The organism is Microcystis sp. M31BS1 (assembly GCF_020245285.1).
Taxonomy (GTDB): Bacteria; Cyanobacteriota; Cyanobacteriia; order Cyanobacteriales; family Microcystaceae; genus Microcystis; species Microcystis panniformis.
On the sequence record NZ_JADBVE010000164.1, the window covers coordinates 20661 to 41558 of the forward strand.

Annotated in this window: 2 protein-coding genes; one reads left to right on the forward strand and one right to left on the reverse strand. The window is 40.2% G+C overall.

The window, feature by feature from the left end:
• Positions 1–13: 13 nt before the first annotated feature.
• Positions 14–8377: a non-ribosomal peptide synthetase gene (locus IM509_RS09375; protein ID WP_185237539.1), complete on the reverse strand. Its 8364-nt coding sequence runs from the start codon at positions 8375–8377 to the stop codon at positions 14–16.
• Between the two features lie 725 nt (positions 8378–9102).
• Between IM509_RS09375 and IM509_RS09380 the strand changes: the two genes are divergently transcribed.
• Positions 9103–20808 carry a type I polyketide synthase gene (locus tag IM509_RS09380; RefSeq protein WP_185237540.1) on the forward strand — a complete coding sequence of 3902 codons (11706 nt, stop codon included), beginning with the start codon at positions 9103–9105 and terminating at the stop codon, positions 20806–20808.
• Positions 20809–20898: the final 90 nt, after the last annotated feature.

Below are 20898 nucleotides of genomic sequence, written 5' to 3' on the forward strand. Positions count from 1 at the left end.
AAGATTCTCCTTATTAGTCAATTTCTGCCAGAATATCGTCTAATTCCTGTTGATTCAAGTGCGCTACTGGAAAATCTGAGGGAGTGTAACCCCCAGCATCAGGAGATAAACAATGCTCAATCAATTTCAGCAAAGCTTCTTTATAGCTGCGCCCTAAATATTCTACCGTCGAACGTTCATAGATGAGATCGCTATAAGTCCAGTTTACTTGTAACTGTCCCTCGATAACTCTGGCCGTAATCTCTAATAAATGACTACGATGTCCCTTAAGACTGTGATTAGGCCCCTTAGACTCATCCGCTAATTTCCAATCCCCTTTTTGCAATTGTCCTTGCTCAAATTGACCTAAATAATTAAACAAAACTTCTCTGGCAGGAATTTCAGCTAATTGAGACTTAATATCAGCATCATCACTCAAATATCGCGAAATTCCATAGCCAATTCCCCTGTGAGGAATAGCTCGTAACTGTTCTTTAATAGATTTGAGCCGCTCACCGGGGTGATTTTCGGGGGGGAGTCGCAAAATAACCGGAAAAAGACTGGTAAACCAACCTACCGTCCTCGATAAGTCAACCTCACTGAACAAATCTTCTCGTCCGTGTCCTTCTAAATCAAGAGATATGGTCAAATTTTCTGTCCATTGTGTCAAAGTTTCTGCTAAAGCGGTTAACAAAACCTCATTAATTTGAGTGTTATAGGCAGCGGGGACTTTTTGCAAGAGGGTGCGGGTTTGTTCTTCATCTAGAGTCACCGTGACATCATTTGCCGTCGCTACTGTATTGTATGGTTTTCCAGCCTCGTCATCTACAGGTAAATTTCTCGCCTCTAACCAAGGTTGAGTTAACCAATAGTCTAATGGCTCTTTCGCTTTTTGCCCTTGTCCATAATCCCTCAAGAGAAGCGCCCAATCCTGAAAGGCTATGGTTTTAGGTGGAAGTTCTACATTCTCCCCCCTTTCTAGCTGTTGGTAAGTCATCAATAAATCTTCTAACAAAATTCGCCAAGATACACCATCAACCCCCAAGTGATGAATAATAATCAGTAACCGACTGGGTTGATAGGGTGCTAATTCAAATAGCACCGCCTTGATTAATAGTCCACTAGAGAGATTTAAACTTGCTTGTTGAGTTGTTGCCATTGCTAAGAGAGTTTCCCCTTGCTGAGATTGAGGAATCGAAGACAAATCAATCACTTCAAAAGGTACTTCATCCGGCATTCCTCCATTGACTTGTTGCCATTGTCCTTCCTCCACAGTAAACCGTAACCGCAAAGCGTCATGATGTTCAATTAATTTTCTCAGAGATTGAGCTAACAAATCAGCTTTCAGGTGATGGGGAACTTCTAAGAGGACAGACTGATTAAAGTGGTGCATTTCAGCGCGATTTTGCTCAAAAAACCACAGTTGAATGGGAGTAAGAGGCACAATACCCGTCACTAAACCCTGTTTAGCTAATTCCGCTCTGGAATAATCAGCAACTGTAGCCAGTTCCGCAAGAGTAGGATATTCAAATATCTGTTTAGGGGTAATCTTCAACCCGGCTTGACGAGCGCGAGCGACAACCTGAATACTGACAATAGAATCGCCCCCAACTTCAAAAAAGCGGTCATAACGACTCACTTGTTTAATGCTGAGAATATCTTGCCAAATACTGGCCAAAATCTTTTCTTTCTGAGTATGAGGAGGAACAAAATCCTGCTCAGATGTGGAAGGTATCTCAGGGATGGGTAATCTGGAACGGTCAATTTTTCCATTAGGAGTCAGCGGGAGAGCTTCTAAGGAGACAAAAAGAGCCGGAATCATATACTCTGGCAATTTCTGTCCCAAGAAACGACGCAAATCCTCAGTATTTATCGGGCCATTTTCTCCTACTAGATAAGCGACTAACCTCTTATTCCGATAGGAGTCTTCCCAAACCTTCACCACCTTTTGCTTAACTTGGGGATAAGTCCCTAGAGTTGCCTCAATTTCTCCTAATTCAATGCGGAAACCCCGCAATTTTACCTGATTATCACCCCGCCCCAAAAAATCAATATTTCCATCGGGTAAATATCGGGCTAAATCTCCTGTTTTATAGAGTTTGGCATTGGGTTCATTACTAAACGGATTGGAGATAAATTTCTCGGCGGTTAATTCAGGTTGATTCAGATAACATCGAGCTAACCCTTTACCCCCGATATATAAATCACCAATAGTTCCTAAAGGAACCGGTTGTTTAAAAGAGTCCAGAATATAAACTTGAGTATTGGCAATAGGTCGGCCGATACTCGGTTGTCCATGGTCTTTTTTAGGCACTAAGCTAAAAGTGGAATAAGTGGTATCTTCTGAAGGACCGTAGAGATTATAAACATTCTTAATGTTTTCCTGCTGGTAAAGCTTCTGGACTAATTGATTAGACAAAGCTTCTCCGGCGAGGTTTACCGTTTGCACAGTCTCAGGTATCGCCTCAATTTCCAGTAGTTGGGCGATCGCTGTAGGTACGGTATTAATTAATGTTACCTCTTTGGCTGCACTTAAACTAGGCAAATCTAGAACATTCTGGGCCAGAATAATCTTACCCCCCACAGCTAAGGGCAAAAATAGTTCAAATACTGACAAATCAAAACAAATAGAAGTAGAACCCAAAACCCCCGCTAATTCCTCACTGCTAAAGACTTCCTTGGACCAATTGAGTAAGGTTGTGGTGCTGTGATGCTCAATGACAACCCCTTTCGGTTTCCCCGTTGAACCGGAGGTATAAATCACATAAGCGGTATTACTGGAACTTACGGGTAAAGAGAGGTTTTCGGGACTTTCTAGGGCTATATTTCTGGCTTCTGCCTCTAATATCACCAGATTCCCTGGATAATTCCCTAATTTCTCTACTAATTTTGCTTGTGTTAGCAACAAGGAAACTTGAGCATCTTCTAAGATAACATTGAGGCGTTCAGTTGGATAAGCTGGATCTAAAGGTACATAAGCTCCCCCTGCTTTGAGAATGGCTAATAACCCTATAACCATCTCAGGGGTCCGTTCTAGGCAAATTCCCACCAAAGACTCCGGTTTTAACCCTTTTATCGCTAAATATCGCCCCAATTGATTCGCTTTTTCGTTTAATTGACGGTAGGTTAATTGTTCATTTGCTGTAATAATAGCGATCGCATCAGGACTGCGCTTAACTTGCTCCTCAAACAATTGATGAATACACCCATCCGGATAGTGAACCTCAGTATCATTCCATTCTTTTAATAATTGATGTTGTTCTTGCTCAGAAAGTAAACAACAAGTTTCATAACGTTCTAACCCTTCCGTTGCCATAGCGATGAGAGTTTTCTCGTAGTATCCTCCGATTAACTCCATCTGCTTTTCCCCTAGATAATTCCCATCATATTTAAGGGTAAGTTCTATTTGAGATGAAAGGGGATGAAGACTAAAATTAGCTAACAATGTAAAATTAGTTTGATTAAAAAACTTCCCTCCTAAGATCTCTAAATCTTTCACCCCGATGATACCTTGATAAACATGGAAATGAATAAAATTAAAAGCCGTATCAAACAAAGGTTGACCTGATTTTTGTAACTCAGCGAGGGGATATCTTCGCCAAGATAAGCATTCTCTTTCAACATCAAAAGCTTGCTTAACTAAATCGCTCCAAGGGCCTCCAGATAACTCTAAACGTAGGGGTAAAGTATTCAGAAATAAACCTAAAATCTTTTCCCCACCGGCTGCTTCTAACCGTCCATTAGAGACTAAACCCGTAACAATATCCCTCTGATTATTCAGTAAACTTAATACCCGAAAATGAGCCGCCAATAAAACACTTTTTAGGGGGACTCCCACTTGTTTACCGAGTTGTTTTAATCCCTGAGATACCTGACTAGATATAGGAACTAACCAATCCCAATCTTGATTAACTCGATTAGATTTCGACCACTGAGGAAGTTTGGTCAGCGTCACATCTCTGAGTTTTTCTTGCCAATAATTCTGGCATTCTGGCGATTGAATAGTTTTCTTTTCTAAGGCGACAAAATCCCTAAAACTGAGAGCGGGAGTTGGAGAGAGAGGGAGAACTTTTTTGTCGAGAAGATAGAGATACTGTTGTAACAATTCTGTGAGCAACGAAGCCACACTCCAACCATCTAAAATAGAGTGATGAAAACTGAAAGTTAGGTTAAAGTTATCCTGACTGCGGCGATGGAGATGAAAGCGAAATAAAGGAGGACTATTCCAGTCAAAAGTGCGGATTTTTTCCCGCTCAATCCAATCATCAATAGCCGTATCTTGTTCAGAAGGAGATAAATGGGTTAGGTCATCTAATCCTAAAGGAACATCGATTTTTCGGTGAACTAATTGTAGGGGTTCTTGATATTCAAAGAGTGCGAAACTGGTTCGTAATACCGGATGCCGCTGGACAATCTCCTGAATAGCACTATGTAAAGCGGGAAAACTAAAATCAGCACGAATATGATAGGTAAACACATCATGGTACACCGATAGATTCCCCTGATATTCACTATGAAATATCATCCCCAATTGTAGAGCAGTTAGAGGATAAGCATCCTCCACTTCCTCCGGTAAATTGAGGCGAACTTCTTGAGAAATTAAACTAAAAACTTCCGTTTTTTCAGTCCCTAAAGTATCAATTTCATAGCTAACGCAATTGGCCAATTCTTGAATGGTTTGATGTTGCAATAATTGGGGTAAGGAAAAATGAAAACCCATTTGTCGCGCCTTAGCGATCACTTGTATTCCCCGAATCGAATCCCCCCCAAGTTCAAAAAAATTATCGTGAATACCAACCTCTTCGATGCCCAAAACTTCAGCCCAAATCAGTGCTAAAATTTCCTCAAGAGGGGTACAAGGTGCGACAAAATTCTCCGAATTCCTGAAACTGTTATAGCTTGGAGAGGGTAGGGCGCGACGGTCAATTTTTCCACTATTTGTCAGAGGAATAGCATCCAATTGCACAAAGGCATGAGGTATCATGTATTCTGGGAGTTGCTTTTGCAGATAACTCCGCAGTTGGGGAATCAGTTTACTGTTTAACTTAGACCTTAAAGGGTGATTTGCATAAAGTTGCCATTCAGGTTTTGCGGTGTGGGTGGGGGTAAAAGCGATGTAATTTCTCTGGGAATTTTCCAGCGGGGCAAAAATCACATCGTAACGGTCCGGAGTATCCGACCAAGTTACCCAAACCGAAAGGGATAAATCCTCAGCTAAAGCCGAAAAATCTTCAGGTTCTACGGCATTTTCTGGGATAATTTCCGATTTAATAGCTTGAAATTCCTCGGTCGTCCCAAAGTCTTGAGAATTTCTGAACAATTCCACACTTTTTAAAGGTCTGAACAAGCGAGAATTAGGGACACCTATCACCCTTAACCCCTCAGATTTCCCCAGTTGATTTCTTACCTCAGATAAAGTCAGCTGCTGTTCAGTCCAGTTTAATTCTGGAAAGTCGGTGCTAAAATCCAGAATCGTTTCAATCCGCAGAACAACATTATAACGGAATTGAGTTAATTCGTTGTGGTGTTGACCTCTCTCTAGATGAATCTCGACTTCAGTAATCTGAGGAAAATAGGACTGAATTGCTCTAAAAAAATCTGGGTCAATAAATAATTCATTTTCTTGCTCAATTTTTCTCTGTACTCGCTGTTTAAAATCCTTAATCGCATCCTCAGGGTTAGCCTTATAAAGTTCTACATCAGCGTGAAAAGCTTCCATGAGTTGCAAGTTTCGCACATCTCCAAGGAAAATACACCCCCCCGGAGTTAGTACCTTGATAGCTCCCTCTAAAACCCGCAGTAAGTAATCTATATGGGGGAAATACTGCACAACCGAGTTAAGGATAATTGTATCGAATCCTTCTGACTCCAAACCCTCAAATTTATCGGCTGTGCTATGCAATAGCCTGACTTGCTCTAGCTTCGGCCCTTCTTGATTAATTCGCTGAATATGGTCTAAGGCAACGGATGAAATATCGGTTCCCCAATAACACTGGCAATGGGGAGCAACTTGGAATAATATTAACCCGGTTCCACAACCTATTTCCAGAACTTTTTTCGGTTGTTGAGCCAGAATAACCTTAACTTTATCATCTAGCCATTCTCGCATCTGGGCGGCAGGGATAGGTTCCCCCGTGTAACTGCTATTCCAGCCAACAATATTAAATATACCCTGAGAATCTGCCGATGTTTGGCTGTAAATTTGATTATAGAGGCTTTGCCATTGCTCGATTTGCTCATCGAATAATTGCCCTTTTTCTGAAGTCGCCAAGAGTTCCCCCTCTTGAGACTGACCCACAACATAAGCAATTAGTGTTTGACTCCCTGTTTCTGTCTCCGATGCAATAACTACCGCTTGCTCAACTGCTGGATGTTGACTGAGTATAGCTTCAATTTCCCCCAACTCAATCCGGAAACCTCGAATCTTAACTTGATGGTCAATCCGCCCTAAAAACTCAATATTTCCATCGGGTAAATACCGGGCTAAATCTCCCGTTTTATATAATTTTGCCCTAATTTCTCCCCCTATTCCTGCTTCCACCTTAGCAAAAGGATTAGGGATAAATTTCTCGGCCGTCAATTCGGGACGATTGAGATATCCACGAGCTAAACCTATCCCACCAATATGTAATTCTCCCACAATCCCTATAGGAACTGGTTGTAAGTGCGGATTGAGAATATAAATCTGAGTATTGGCAATCGGTCGGCCAATACTCACTATGGCTTTTTGACTCTCCGGCAAACAAGGCCAGTAAGTCACATCAATCGCCGCCTCAGTCGGACCATAGAGGTTGTGAAGTTCACAGTCAAAATGCTCAAAAAAGCGTTGTGTTAAGTCTAATGACAAAGCTTCTCCACTACAGAAAACCCGCTTGAGAGAACTACATCCTTTTAGCTCTGGTTCTTGCAGAAACACCCGCAACATGGAGGGGACAAAATGAAGGGTAGTGATTTGCTGCTTTTGGATCAATTGTATTAAATAGGTACTATCTTTATGACCTTCGGGTTTTGCTACCACTAGGGTTGCACCCGCTAATAAAGGCCAAAAGAATTCCCACACTGAAACATCGAAACTAAAAGGGGTTTTTTGTAAAATGCAATCACTCTTAGTTAACTGATAAGTATCCTGCATCCACAACAAACGATTCCTAATCCCCTTATGATTATTCATCACGCCCTTAGGTTTACCTGTGGAACCGGAAGTGTAGATAACATAAGCTAAATTTTCCCCAGTTACACCACTGTCACAATTGTTCTGACTTTCTTGAGAAATTGCTGACCAATCTGTATCCAAAGCAACAACAATTCCTCGGTATTCGTCCAACAATCCCCGCAGCGATTCCCCAGTAATAATAACTTTTACCCCAGTATCTTCTAATAGATAACTTAGGCGTTCTTGAGGATAATTAGGATCTAAGGGAACGTAAGCTCCTCCGGCCTTCAAAACAGCTAATAATCCTACTACCATTTCTAAGGAACGCTCTAGATAAATTCCTACTAATTCCTCTGGTTTTACTCCTAATTTTTGTAGGTAATGACCAAGTTGATTGGCTTTTTCATTTAATTCTTGATAAGTTAATTCTTGATTTTCAAAAATGACCGCCTCTCTCTCAGGGTAAAGTTTGGCTTGCTCTTCAAATAGCTGATGAATCCATTGCTTTTCAGGATATTCAATGGCCGTATCATTCCAATCTCTCAGTAATTGTTCTCGTTCTTCGGTCGTTAATATATCAATTTCTGACAAATCTATATCGGGATTACTCGTCACCATTTCTAAGATTTCTAGGTAATGTCCTAGCATTCTCTCGACAAAATCCCTGGGAAATTTATCTTTAATAAAAGTGACAGAAACACCACTATTATCCGCTTCTATGGTAAAAACTAATTGAAACCGATTTAACGAAGAAATGTCCGCACACAGTCCTTCTTTAATCACAGCAACGTCAAAAATGTTCTCTAGATTTCCTCCTCTTGCTGCCAAGGTTTTGACCAAACTATCCAGCGTATAGTTTTGATGGCGATAGCCTTCTTGTAAATCTTTACGAATGATCCTTAGTAAATCTTTAAATGAACTAAAATTATGTTGATTGAACCGGCAAAATATCAGGCTATCTAATGTTTTTGTATTCAAAGCTGCTGTAGCCGTGGCAAACTCGACTTGAGCAGTGTATTTAAACATTAAAACTTGAACAACAGCCAGATGAAATGCTAAATTATTAACAAAATTATTTGCCGTTAAACTGTTAGTTTTTTCCTGTAAATCTGTAGAGATGACCTCAAGAACGCTATCCTGCTCCCCGGTTTTATTCTGACTTACATTACCAAATAGAGTAGTTACTGGATCTATTTCTTGAAGTTGCCGAATTTGGTAATCTATTGAAACCAGATGTGCTTCCATTGCTGTTCTAACTTTTTCCCTAAATAGTGGTTGATGGCGGTATTCAGAGTCATGGGGTACAATGCTTTTTTCCCCGTTCCCTTAAAGCGATAATTCCTGTCTCTGACGAGTGGGATTATTGCTATTTGAACTACAGGAAACCCGACTACGGCTAAGGTCAGGGTTTCTGTCGCTTCTTCAAAATTGTTCTGAGCCTCGACATTGTAGCATACTAACCGACATTCTGCACATCTCCATATACTTTTACAAATTTTTACATTCCCTGGGATGTTTTGACAAAAAATCTTCACTGTAGAAACCACTGAACCCAATAAATTAGTAAAAATTATTAATTGAATATTAAGAAGTGCAGAAAGTGTGACATTTAAAGATATGATTGCGCGAAACCAGCAGAGCAGAGCTTAGGATGCCACACCCCATAAACGTTTATTGCAGATGTCTATTGACAATTACTACCTTGGTCAGGTACGATTAGATGTCTGGTCGTAATAGCTGAAGGGGTGACAACGAGGTTGAAATTTAAGTGAGGTGGGGGAAAAATTTCCTCACTGTGAGCCATCAAATTAATCGACTTACTCGGCAAAAACCAAATTCCCTCGTTATCTTTTGGCGAAAGTCTCAAGCTTTTTCCCTAAACCCGACACTCTACACCCTGTTTCACTTTCCATCTGCTTGTCACCCCGTCAGTCGCAATAATTATTCTTTTCCAAGTCGATTCTAACAATATGGACTTTCAAGATAAAAAGAACTTATCCGAAAACGACCAGTCAATTCAAACTAGAGTTTTTAAAGCTCTTAGTGAAGCTAAAGAAAAATTAAAAGCTTTCGAGTCTCAACAAAGCGAACCCTTAGCTATCGTCGGTTTAGGTTGTCGTTTCGGTCATAATATTGCGACACCTGAATCCTTCTGGTCTTTCCTCAAAGCGGGTAAAAATAACCTCAGAGAAATACCTAAGGAGCGCTGGAACCAGCAGGATTTTTATGATTCAGATCGGAATAAAGTGGGTAAAATCTATGTTTCTCAGGGGGGGTTTCTTGATGATGTCTCCCAGTTTGATGCCCATTTTTTCGGAATTGCTCCCAAGGAAGCCGTCGCTATGGATCCTCAGCAAAGATTGCTTTTAGAGGTAGCCTATGAAGCTTTGGAAAATGCAGGAATGGCAACAACGACGGCTAGAAGGGGAAAAACAGGGGTTTTTATCGGGATTACTAACAATGACTATGCCCGTATTGTTACCTCAAATGAGGACTATAATGCCATCGGAGCCTATCATATTTCGGGCAATCATACTAACGCGGCAGCTGGGCGTATTTCTTACCTTTTAAATCTTAATGGTCCGAGTTTGGCAGTAGATACCGCTTGCTCTTCCTCCTTAGTCGCTGTTCATCTCGCTTGCCGTTCCTTACGTTCCCAAGAATGCAGACAAGCTTTAGTCGGAGGAGTGAACTTAGTTTTAACTCCAGAAGTCGTCATCGCCTTGTGCCGCAATCAGATGTTGGCCCCAGATGGCCAATGCAAAACCTTTGACGAAAGTGCCGATGGGTTTGGAATCGGCGAAGGTTGCGGAGTCATCGTCTTAAAAAGACTCAGTGACGCTCTTGAAGATGGTGATCACATTTGGGCCGTGATTCGAGGGACCGCAGTCAACAACGATGGAGCCAGTGGCGGCTTTACCGTTCCTAATGGGCCCGTACAGAGCGAATTAATCAGAGAAGCTCTAGCTGACGCTCGTTTAGATGCCGAGGCTATCGATTATGTTGAAGCTCACGGTACAGGAACATCTTTGGGAGATCCCATCGAAATTAAAGCCATAGCCGAGGCATTATGCGTCAATCGTCGCAAATCTAACCCTTTATTAGTCGGTTCTCTCAAAACTAATTTAGGTCATCTGGCGGCGGCGGCGGGAATTTCAGGATTAATTAAAACCGCATTATCGCTACACTACCGTGAAATTCCGGCTCATCTAAACCTTAAAAAACCCAATCCTCATATTAATTGGGATGCCTTGCCGATTAGTATCGTTACGCAAAATTGTCCTTGGAATGTTAATAATGGCAAGCTCAAAGCGGCTGGAGTCAGTTCTTTTGGAGCATCGGGAACCAACGCTCATGTTATTTTAAGTGAACCGCCTCAACCGCAACCCCAAACCCCAAAAATATCCCCCATTCTCGTTACTTTCTCGGCTAAAGAACCCGAACGTTTACGTCTTTTTACGACTCAATTTGTCGATGAGCTTGAGCAGAAAACAGATCTCAGCGTCAAGGACATTGCTCTATCTTTAAATACTGGTCGTTTTCCCCATAAACATCGTCTCGCTCTTTTAGTTTCTAATCAAGAGAATCTGCATCAAGGAATTCAGGCTTTTCTCAATAGCAATGGGGATGAAAAGCAATTTCAAAATATTCAAAATAATAGCTTCGACATCATTTATGGAGAAGCGCAAAGCCATCCTAAAGTTGCTTTTCTCTGCAATTACGAGGAAGAAATTAGTCCAGAAATCATTGAAAATCTGCTCAATAATGAGCCAGTATTTCATGAGGCTTTTAGGCAGTGCGAGCATCTGTTTAAAAAATATTTAGAATTTTCTCTTCACGAATTATTGTCATCTAAAAAAGCCTTAGAGCCTCAGATTCCTTTGTCTGTACAACCGCTATTATTTGCCTATCAATATGCTCTTTGTGAACTCTGGAAATCGTGGGGAATTTCTCCTTCTGCGATTTTAGGTTCTGGATTAGGGGAATATCTCGCCGCTCAACAAGCGGGCGTTTTTTCCCTTGAAGATACCGTCAAGCTGGTGGCGAAACGCGCTAAAATTAGCCCACAAAACCCCAACTCAGAAGACCTTTTATCCTTGCTCAAAAGCACCCCAGAAGTCGATTCTAACTCTCCCGATATTACCCTAATTTATCAGGGTGAAGTTGTGAAAAAATCTCTCACAAATTTGGTGAATAGAGGGGAAAAGATTAGGCAGAAATCCGACGAAATCGCCCAGGGAATTTCTACTCTGCATCAAATGGGCTATCAAATCTTCCTAGAAATGGGAATCGGTGCCAATCTCATTAATATAGGTCGTCAAAAGTTAGGGGTAAATTCAATTCTATGGTTATCTAGTTTAGGGGAAGATTGTCACAGTGACCACCATGAGCAAAGGGTACTAGGTCAACTCTATGTGAGAGGATTTAATATTAACTGGGAAGCCTTTCATCGCTCACATCCAGGGCAAAAAATTAGTTTACCTAATTCGCCTTTTATCCGCAAACGCTACTGGATAAATTCTGGCAATAAATCAGAGTCTTCTAGCTATAAAAACCCTAATTATTACTCTGGACATCCCTTACTAGGCGAGCATTTTTCTTCTCCCTTAGCTCTGCTTCAATATCGAGGGAGCATTAGTCAACATAAACCTGCATTTTTAGGAGAACATCAGGTTTTTGAGCAGGCCATATTGCCAGCATCTGCCTTAATAGAAATGGCTTTAGCTGCCGGGGAGAATCAAAAAGTTATTTTAGAAAATGTTGAATTTAAGAAGGCATTAATTTTAAAAGATACGGAAGACACATTACAGTTAATCATTGAGCAAAAAAGCTTTAAAATTTACCATGCACTTGAGCCAAATTGGGAAGTATTAGTTACTGGAACAATTGAGGAATTGAAATCAACTAATTTAACCCATTGTGATTTAGAAGAAATCGCCAAAAATTGTCCTGAAGAAGTCGATATCAACTCCTTTTATGAAACTTATCAAAAATCAGGGATAAATTACGGGAGTAACTTTCGGCTCATTCATCAACTGAAGCGGGGGGAAAATACAGCTTTTGCTCAAATCAAATTAACCGATAGGTTAGAGCGGGAAAAATATCATTTTCATCCTGCTATGTTAGATGCTTGTTTTCAAGGTATTGCTGCCATTTTATTTAAAGAAGAATCCTCAGTAACTTATGTTCCTGTTCGTCTTGGTAAATTGGCATTTTTCTACCCTCCTGATGAGCAGGTAATCAGCGCGGTTCGACTGAAAAACTCCTCCCCTAACCCTAACATTATCATCGCTGATATTGATATCTATTCCCTCCAGGGTCAACCCTTAGCATCCCTCACCAACTTAGAACTAAAAGCCGTTCAATCCCAAGAGATTATCCCCCAAGAAATCCCCCCTCAAATCTATCTAGAAGAATGGATACCTTGCGAGGAATTATTAGGGAATGGCAGAGACACTTTAGTAGCTCCCCAGGTGATTAAAAATCAAATTCACCCCGCACAGTTAGAACAACAACTAGGGGAAAAATTGGCGCAATATGAGCGCTTAATGGCAGCTTTGGAAAAGTTAAGCGTTGTCTATATCTGGGAAGCCTTAACAAAACTTAATGGACAGCCAAAATTAGGTCAAACTTATTCCGAAGCACAGATAGCAAATCAAGGTCAAATTGTCGATTTTTACCGACCTTTATTATCTCGATGTTTAAGCATTTTAGCTGAAGAAAAAATCGTTAATCAGACAAAAGATGGCTGGTTATTCCTCAAAAAATTAGAAGCACCTTCATCCCAATCACAAATTAAAATTCTCCGCCAAGAATTTGCCGATTATCCAGCAGAAATTAGTCTAATGGAGCGTTGTGGCTCTGCTTTAGCCGAAGTCATGAGTCGTCAAGTTGATCCCTTAGAATTACTCTTTCCTCAAGGGGATTTAGAAGCGATCGCATCAATTTATTCGGAAGCCGCCGGAGCTAAATTGATGAATCAGTTAGTCGCCACCACAATCAGCCGTGCTATTGCAAATTTCCCCCCCTATTATCCCCTAAGAATTCTCGAAATTGGAGGAGGCACAGGAGCCGCTACTGCTGGCCTTTTACCTCACTTACCCAAAGAACATATCGAATATGTATTCACCGATATTTCCTCTAGTTTCTTAACAAGAGCCAAGGAAAATTTTAGAAACTATCCCTTTATTAAATATCAAACTTTAGACATTGAAAAAAATCCCTTTACTCAGGATTTTCTCCCTGGCAGTTTTGACATAATCATTGCCGCTAATGTTCTTCATGCCACAGCCAACCTTCAAAAAACCCTTGAAAATGTGCGCTCTCTCATCGCTCCCAAGGGACTACTAATCCTCTTAGAAAGTACAGGGGCAAGACGTTGGGTAGATTTAACCTTTGGCTTGACAGAAGGATGGTGGTTATGTAGTCAAGATCTGCGGCGGAATGGTTATCCGTTAATCAGCACAAAAGATTGGCAAAATTTACTGATTGAGAATCAATTTGAAGACATTAATATTATCGAACCAAGCCAAGCAAAAACCCGAAATTTATTAAAACAAAGTGTCATTATTGGTAGAAGCAGTGAGCAATTACCTTCTCTGCCAGCAAAATCTTACTCTCATCAAATAATCTGGGCAGATAGTCAAGGAATTGCTAACGGTTTAATCCCTCTATTCCAACAGAGAGGAATAAGTTGTTCTTGCGTCTTTACCCAAGATATTAACCTGGAGATTGCTGAAGATTACCTATCAATATTGAGAAACTCGATAACTTCAGAAACTCGTCAAATACTGTACTTCTGGGGCTTAGAAAACATCCCCGAAGAAATTGATCAACAAGTCGAGATTCATTGTCAACGATTTCTCTTTTTCTTACAAGCATTATTGCAGCAAGAAAACCCACCAGCTCTGGTTTTAGTGACTCAAGGAGCAGTACCAGCAAAAGCCTTTAAACCCCTAACCTCTCCCTCTCAAGCCTCCTTATTAGGAATAGCCTTCAGCCTAGTCTTAGAACATCCTGAACTTAATTTTAAGGCGATTGACCTAGATCCAGATGAAGTAAACGCAGCCGACAAACTGCTGCAAGAAATCTACAGTAATCCCCAAGAAAACCGGGTTGCTTTGCGGGGGGAACAGCGTTTTTATCCTCGTTTGGTGCAGAGAAAACTTGAAGATGGAAAGATCAATTTTAGTCCTGATGCCTATTATTTAATCACAGGAGGCACAGGGGGGTTAGGATTAGCAACAACCCGATGGATGATTGAAAAAGGGGCGCGGAATCTAGTTTTGTGTAGTCGTCGAGGGGCAGAAGGAATTAGCCCTGAAATATTAGCAAATTTCTCCTCTAGTGGGGCAGAAGTTACCCTTAAAAAACTTGATATTACCGATGCTGAAAAACTGCACGCCGTCCTAGAAGAATGCCGTTCTAAATATCCTATACGGGGCATTTTTCACATTGCTGGAACCTTAGACGATACAACCTTATTAAGACTAACACCAGAGAGCTTTAATTATGTTTTAGCTCCCAAAGTTAAAGGAACTTGGTTGCTTCATCAACTCACCCTAAATGACCCATTGGAATTCTTTGTCTGTTATACTTCTGCTGTATCTTTAATTGGCTCGGCAGGACAAGCTAATGCTGCGGCAGCTAATGCCTTTGAAGACGCTTTTATCTATTATCGTCAGGCGCATCATTTACCCGGAACGGTCATAAATTGGGGTCCTTGGAGCGAAATAGGTGCAGCAGTAGATCGCAATGTTTTGGAGAGATTAGCCGCTAAAGGATATGGGGCTATGAAACCCGATTTAGCCCTTAATGCTCTCGAAAAAATTCTCCTAAATCAGATTATTCGCGCTGGTGTAATTAATATTGACTGGCAACAATTTCCTTATATTCATCAAAGCTTTTATAAAAACTTTCTGCCTCAAGGAAAACCCCAAGCTGCCCCCTCATCTGAGTTTTTAAAACAATGGCAAAATTTAACCTTAAAAGAGCGTACTAATTGGCTAACTAATCATATCATTATGCGTGTTTCTACTGTCTTAGGACGCTCAAATGATGAAACTTTTTCCCCTCAACAAGGCTTTTTTGATTTGGGGATGGACTCTCTCACTTCTACAGAGTTACGAAATCTGTTACAAACTGACTTTAATTGTTCTCTCCCTTCGACAATTACTTTTCGTTTTCCGAATGTTGAAGTCTTAGCTAATTATTTACAGCGAGAAGTTCTAGATAATTGTCAACCGGTATTTACCCCTCAAATAAAAGCAGAAATTTCTCAAAAACCGCCAGAAAAATCACAACTCGATGATGATCCTATTGTTATTGTCGGCATGGCTTGTCGATTCCCCGGCGGTGCTAAGAATTTACAATCTTTCTGGGAACTTTTAGAACAGGGAAAAGATGCTATAACAGAAATCCCTCAAGATCGCTGGGATCAGGAAACATGGTATGATCCTAATCCCGATGTCCCAGGCAAAATATACGCTCCTTACGGTGCATTTCTAGAACAAATTGAGGAATTTGATGGAGAATTTTTTGGCATTATTCCTAGAGAATCTGTCGCCATGGATCCTCAGCAGCGTTTACTCTTGGAAACTACTTGGCAAGCTTTAGAATCTGCTGGACAAAATCCCCAAAAATTACGCAACAGTCAGACGGGAGTTTTTATCGGTTGCATGACTCAAGATTATGCCCAATTAAGTTATTCTCCTCAAGCCATTAATGCTTATACTGGTTCAGGAACTTCTGTTAGTATGGCGGCGGGTCGTCTTTCTTATGTTCTTGGTTTACAGGGTCCATCAATGACTATTGACACCGCTTGTTCCTCCTCATTAGTAGCGATTCATTTAGCTTATAATGCCTTACTTAATGGTGAGTGCGATCTGGCTTTAGCTGGAGGGGTTAATATTATTTTAACTCCCATTATTTCTTTAATCGAAAGTCGCGCCCATATGCTTGCCCCTGATGGACATTGCAAAACCTTTGATGAGAGCGCAAATGGCATGGTGCGAGGAGAAGGCTGTGGAATAGTTGTTCTGAAAAGATTGAGCCAAGCAGTTAAGAATGGAGACCAAATTTTAGCGAAAATTTATGGCACAGCCGTCAATCATGATGGTCCAAGTAGTGGGCTAACTGTTCCTAATGGTCAAGCTCAAGAAAAATTATTACATCAAGCCCTTAAAAGTGCTAATCTCAAGCCTGAACAAATCGATTATATTGAAGCTCACGGCACTGGAACAGCCCTTGGTGATCCCATTGAATTAGAAAGTATGTCCGCCGTTTTTGGTCAACGCTCCCCTAATCGGCCTTTAATTATTGGTTCAGTAAAAACGAATTTAGGCCATTTAGAAGGTGCTGCCGGAATTGCTGGATTAATTAAAACAGTTCTAGCTTTACAACACCATAAAATACCTCCTCATCTTCACTTTAAAAATCCTAATCCCCGCTTTGATTGGAGTTCTCATATTTTTGAAGTTCCTGTACAAGGAAAACCTTGGCATATCAGCGAACGTTCAAGGATTGCTGGAGTAAGTTCCTTTGGATTTAGTGGAACGAATGCTCATATCATTGTTGGGGAAATTGACGCTGATTTACCTCAACCTTCGGAGAATAATTTTTATCTATTACCCCTTTCGGCTCGTTCTGAAAAATCGCTGCAAGAGTTAGCGAGAAATTATCAAGATATTTTGACTGAGTCTATCAATTTAGCTGATGTTTGTTTTACCGCCAGTACAGGGCGGGGGATTTTTCCGCAACGAATCTGTATTTTAGCAGACTCAATAACGACGGCACAACGAGCATTAATTGATTACCAAGATGGTGAAGATTCTGACTCATTAATCCGACCGATTTTATCAGAGACTCCGCCAAAGATAGCTTTCCTCTTTTCTGGACAAGGCTCTCAATATTCTGGCATGGGAGAAACCCTTTATAACCGAGAAGTTGTTTTTAAGGAAACATTAGATCTTTGTGATCAAATTCTAGAACCCCTTTTAGAAAAATCTCTCCTAGATTTAATCTTTCAAGAGCAAAATAGCCAGTTATTAGAGGAAACCCAAATCACTCAGCCGGTGATTTTTTCCCTTGAATATGCACTCGCCAAATTATGGCAATCTTGGGGAATACAACCTTCAGCCCTTTTAGGACATAGTATCGGGGAATATGTGGCGGCTTGTTGGGCAGGAGTCTTTTCTTTAGAAGATGCCTTAAAATTAGTGACTCAACGGGGTAAATTAATGGGAAAATTGCCCCACAATGGCAGTATGTCCGCTATTTATGCTGATTATGAGACGGTAGCAAACGCTCTAACTTCTTATGAAAATCAAGTTAATATTGCTTCAGCCAATGGCTCAATTACTGTCATTTCTGGATTTAAAGAGATTGTTGAGCAACTGGAAAAAGACTTTATTGATCAAGGGTATAAAACTAAACGTTTAGCGGTATCTCATGCTTTTCATTCTCCCTTAATGCAGCCTATTCTTGATGACTTTTCCCAGGTCTTAAAAACAATTTCTTTTCATGAACCTAACTTAACCATTATTAGTAATCTGACAGGGAAAGCTGTAGGTTCAGAAATTACAACTCCTGATTATTGGGTAGCTCATCTGCGTAATACTGTACAGTTTAGTCAAGGATTTAAGTCTTTAATTGATCAGGGTTATCGTTGTTTTCTAGAAGTCGGTTCTAAGCCTGTATTACTGAGTATGGCTCGCCTTATTTCCGCTAACCAAGACCTATTATGGTTGCCTAGTATTGTACCCGGGCAGGATGAACAGGCACAAATGTATAGAAGTTTAGCGACACTTTTTGTTAATGGTTATTCCCTAGACTGGGCTAAAGTATTTAAACAAGGTAAGCGGATTATTTTACCGACTTATCCTTTTCAAAGAGAACGGTATTGGTTATCTAATTCGGAATTTTCTCTAGGGCAAATCAAGACTCAGTTACATCCTTTTATTAGAGATTTTAAAAAGTTAGCAACGGGAGACATGATCTTTGAAGGTGAGGTGAGTTCTCTTAACCCTAGTTATTTAGAAGAACATAAGGTATTTGAAAACATTGTATTTCCGGCTACTGGTTTTATTGAAGCTATTTTAGCCGCAAGTCAGAAAATATTTGATGGGCATTTTGTCACCCTTGAAAATGTCTCTATCCATCAGGGACTACTCTTATCTCCAACTCCCTCAATAATCCAGATAATTTTTAAACCTAAAAAATCATCTCAACTGATTTATACTTTTGAGATATTTAGCAGCGATTCTGCACAAGAACAATGGGTTCTTCATGTTACAGGTGAAGTCAAACCTAAGGATATACAAAGCTTGGCTGCCTCAGAATTAACCCAAACTAAATTAGAAAGGGAAAACCCTAAAGAATCGATTTCTATTCGTGAATTCTATCAGCTTTATCAGCAGATGGGTATCAGGTATGGGGAGCAGTTTAAAGCGATTCAAGAGTTATATTCTTTCAAAAAAGGCTCTCAAGCTAAAATTAGTATTAACCCTAGTTTAGCGGATCGGCGTTATTATTTTCATCCAGTTCTTTTGGATGCTTGCTTACAGAGTATTGGGGCAGCTTTCCCCGAAATTCATGGTCAAGAATTGCATCTACCTTATGGATTCTCTTCCTTGGAAATATTCCTAAATCCAACTTCGCAAGTTTGGACGGAAGTTCAGGTCATCTCAGATACAAATGGTGAAATGAGAGTAAATGTTAATATTTATAATGAACAAGAACAGCTTTGCGCTCGTTTTACTGACTTAACAGCACGGCGCATAAATCCAGATATTTTACAGAGTTTATGGCAAGAAAAGTCAAACAATTGCTTTTATAAAGTGGAATGGAAAAAACTTTCTTCAATGCCAACTGTTGCCGTTGATCCTCAAAATTCTTGGTTAGTCTTGGTTCGTCCAGAAACAGACTTAAATTCCCTAATTAATTTATACAAAAAGGCAGGAGAAAAAGTAATTACTGTAGAAATGGGGCAGAATTATCAATGTCATTCTCAAGATTCTTTTGTCATCAATGCCGCTCAGAAATCTGATTTTCAGCGTCTCTATCAAGAAGCTTATCCATCTGGAGAATTTCCGACTGGTGTTGTTTTTTGTTGGGAATCTTCAGAAGCTGAAGATGTTCTAGATACGGTATATCAGAGTTCTCATGCCGTCTTAAATTTAGTGCAAACCCTCACTAATAACTGGGAGAAATTACCCCATTTATGGCTGATTACTCGCGGGGCTAATAAGATGATCAATGATACGGCTTTATCTCCTCAACAGTCTCATTTATGGGGATTAGGAGCAGTCATTAATCAAGAGTATCCTAAAATGGGTTGTGTTTGTTTAGATTTACCAATCCATAAAGAAGCTAATGAAGCTGAACTTTTATTCAATGAATTAAAGTGTTTCCCCCATGAATTCCGTTTGGCTTTACGTCAAGGAAACCGCTACGCAGCCAGGTTAGTTTCTGCATCTCTTCCTATCTCAGAAAAACGACAGTTTATTAATCAGTCAGGGGCTTATTTAATCACGGGAGGGGGAGGAAAACTGGGCGGATTAGTGGCTCAATGGTTATCAGAAATGGGAGCAAGTCACTTAGTTTTGTGTAGTCGCCATGTTAAATCTTCAACAGAATTGATAGCTTCATTAGTGAAAAAAGGAACAAAAGTAACCTTGATTGAAGCTGATATTACTTCCCCCACAGATATGAAAAATTTATTCTCTCGTTTTGGCGCAGACTTGCCCGTCTTACGAGGAATAATTCACGCGGCAGCGGTCTTAGAAGATGGGCTGATCAGTAATCAAAGTTGGCAAAAATATCAAAAGGTAATCAGTCCAAAAGTAGCAGGAACTTTATTATTAGATCGTTATACTCGCTCTCTATCTTTAGACTTTTTCGTAAGCTTTTCTTCTGCGGCTGTTATCCTTGGTTCACCGGGTCAAAGTAATTATGCGGCGGCTAATGCTTTCATGGATGCTCTAATGCAGCAACGGCAAAGTTTAGGATTACCTGGTATTAGTATCAATTGGGGAGCTTGGGAGACGAGCAACCAAATTGATCAACAACGTTTCGCTAATTGGGGTTTGCAGATGATGCCTTCTGAGCAAGCGTTTCAATATCTCAACCAGATAATTTTAGGTGAAATTAACCCAGGGATAGTTATCGATATTAATTGGTCGATTTTTAATCAAACTTTCAATATTAATCAACCCTTCTTTAGCGAGGTATTAACCCTAAAAAATCAAAAACAAACAAGTCCAGCAAAACTATTAGAACGATTAAAATCTGTCTCTATAGACGAACGAATAAACGCTTTAGTAGAAGGACTGGAGAAAATATTAAGAGAAGTGACAGGGTTAAATGAGAATAAGGTTATTCCTCAACAAACATCATTCTTAGACTTAGGTTTAAACTCTCTAATGGTCATAGAATTTAAAAATCGCTTAGAAAGAGATTTAGGGTGTAAATTGCCATCCTCGATCATTTTCGATTATCCTAATCTTCTCAGCTTAAGTACCTATTTAAGGGAAGAAATTCTAGCCAATCATCTCGATTTTGAGATTAAAATAAATCCAATTCCTGACAATCATAATCCCTACGACAGCCTCAGTGAAGACGAACTGGCAAGATTACTTAATCAAAAATTAACGGAGCTTGATCAATATGGAGGTTAAACTTTAAAAATAATGTTTCAAAAGCCATGAGATGTGGTAGGATAGGTAGATGAACATGAGTAAGCTTAACTCTCTGGAGTTAAATTTGGG